The sequence below is a fragment of the Exiguobacterium sp. UBA1053 genome (assembly GCF_002316465.1).
Lineage (GTDB): Bacteria > Bacillota > Bacilli > Exiguobacteriales > Exiguobacteriaceae > Exiguobacterium_A > Exiguobacterium_A abrahamii.
Window position 1 is genome coordinate 2,460 of the sequence record NZ_DCDO01000020.1, and the last position, 2,337, is coordinate 4,796.

Sequence of the window (2,337 nt, forward strand, 5' to 3'; positions counted from 1 at the left end):
GTCGATTATTATGAAATCGAACCAGATGGCGCGACCATCAAAAAAGAACAGATTCAACAATTGATGCATGATCTCTCACTCCGAGGACTCGAAGGCGATCGTCAGATTTATGTCATTACCCAGTCCCATAAGATGACTCCTCAGGCAGCAAACAGTTTGCTGAAGTTCTTTGAGGAACCAGGAGAAGGAAAAGTGGCCTTATTGTTGACGAATCAACCCCAGCTCCTTTTACCGACGATTCGATCGCGGGGACAGTTATTAAGTTTTCGTCCGGCGGATCGTCAAATGATTGGCGAGGTTTTATCTGAAAAAACGGGACGGGACCACGAGTTGACGCAATTGGCAGCGCGTGTCTATCCAAAAGTCGAGGATGCAGAAGAAGCATTACTCGAAGACTGGTTTGTAAATGCGCGAGCGTCAGTGTTACAATTGATGGAGGAATTAGCGAATCGTCCGGCTGATTTACCACTGTTCGTACAAGAGAAATGGATGGGACAATTCAAGAACCGTCAGGATGTCCGAATCGGTCTTGAACTCGTCACCTGTTTCTTTGAGGATGTCTTACGTCTGAAACTGAATCCGGCGTGGGAAGGTATGACCTATACGAATAGTAAACCCCAACTTGAACAGATGGGGTCCAAGAGCCAGACGACGATCACCCGCTGGTTGCAAGCTGTGCTTGCCGCAGTAAGACGGGTCGAAGCGAATGTTAATCCCCAATTAACAGTTGAGCGTCTCATGTTTGACTTACAGAAAGGGTAGAGCGACATGCTAGAAGTAGTAGGCGTTCGCTTTAAAGAAGCGGGCAAAATTTATTATTTTGCACCTGGACAAGAGTCATTATCACGAGGACAAGCAGTCATCGTTGAGACGGTACGGGGCATTGAATATGGCGAAGTGGTCATCGCCGATAAACAAATGGACGAAGAAGATGTGGTGTTGCCACTGAAATCCATTCTTCGGATTGCTGACGATAAGGATGCAATGATCGTCCGCGAAAATAAAGTCGCAGCGCTTGATGCGCATGCGGTATGTGTCGAAAAAATCCGTGAACATAAACTCGATATGAAATTGGTCGATGTCGAGTACACGTTTGATCGCAATAAGGTCATCTTCTACTTCACGGCAGAAGGACGTGTTGATTTCCGTGAGCTCGTCAAAGATTTAGCGGCGGTCTTCCGGACGCGTATCGAACTCCGTCAAATCGGTGTTCGGGATGAAGCGAAGTTACTGGGAGGCATCGGTCCGTGTGGTCGTGTCTTATGTTGTTCATCTTTCCTCGGTGAGTTCGAACCGGTTTCGATCAAGATGGCAAAAGATCAAAACCTGTCGTTGAATCCGACGAAGATTTCAGGAGTATGTGGTCGTTTGATGTGCTGNNAAGAAATGCGCCGTGATTTGCCGGACTACGGAAAACGTTTGACAGTACCTGAAGGCGAAGGACGCGTCGTTGGTTTGAACATCCTCGATCAAGTCGTTCAAATCGAACTGAAGGATCGTTCCCGCGTCTTGACGTATTCAATGGAAGAACTATTATCCGTTGGTGCCGTAAAACCAAAACGACCAAAAGAATAACGGGGTGCATACGCGTGGAGAGAGTCGATAAAAAAGAAATCATTACGCGTGTCGATGCGATTGAGCAACAGATTCATTTGCTGACTGAGCATCTGAGCGTGTTAAAGGATCAGCTGGCTTACATGATGGAAGAGAACCAACATCTGTATCTGGAGAATCATCATCTTCGGGAAAAAGTCGAACGCGATGAACAACAGCCGGTCACGGAAGCGGAAGAAGCGGAAGCGGGCGTCGGTGCGGGCTACGATAATCTCGGACGATTGTACCAGGAAGGGTTCCACATCTGTAACTTGCATTATGGACAAGTACGAAAAGACGGCGATTGCCTCTTTTGCTTATCCATGTTAACGAAACATTGAGAGGCTGACTTCTACATGAGTCAGTCTTTTTTTCGGAAAGGAAGGCACGACATGTTTGAACTATTACCAGACGAACGACTTGATTATCTCTTAGGACAAGAAGGGAAAATCATTCAAAGTCCATCCGTCTTCTCGTATTCACTCGACGCGGCACTGCTCGCACGATTTGCGTGGGTCCCGATTCAACAGGGACGGATTGCCGATCTCTGTTCGGGAAACGGTGCGATTCCACTCTTTTTATCCTACCGGACGAAAGGGCAGATCACGGGTCTTGAAATTCAACCGCGACTAGCGGAGATGGCACGACGTAGCGTCAACTTGAATGAACTGAACAATCGGATTGAGATGATTGAAGGGGACGTCAAAGAGGCGGGTACGCGTCTTGGATACGGCATCTATGATG

The 2,337-nt window shown here is 47.5% G+C and carries 4 protein-coding genes; all 4 read left to right on the plus strand.

Annotated features, from left to right (window positions below; translation table 11 throughout):
* Positions 1–762, plus strand: a 762-nt coding sequence (locus tag B3G15_RS15920; RefSeq protein WP_290722354.1) for a DNA polymerase III subunit delta', incomplete at its 5' end; no start/stop codon positions are given.
* A 6-nt stretch (positions 763–768) separates the two neighbouring features.
* Positions 769–1,575: a PSP1 domain-containing protein gene (locus B3G15_RS15925; protein ID WP_290722356.1), complete on the plus strand. Its 807-nt coding sequence runs from the start codon at positions 769–771 to the stop codon at positions 1,573–1,575.
* Positions 1,576–1,583: 8 nt separating this feature from the next.
* On the plus strand, positions 1,584–1,934 hold the full coding sequence (yabA, locus tag B3G15_RS15930) for a DNA replication initiation control protein YabA (protein WP_119182633.1): 351 nt from the start codon (positions 1,584–1,586) through the stop codon (positions 1,932–1,934).
* Positions 1,935–1,985: 51 nt separating this feature from the next.
* Positions 1,986–2,337, plus strand: a 352-nt coding sequence (locus B3G15_RS15935) for a methyltransferase (protein WP_414651127.1), incomplete at its 3' end; no start/stop codon positions are given.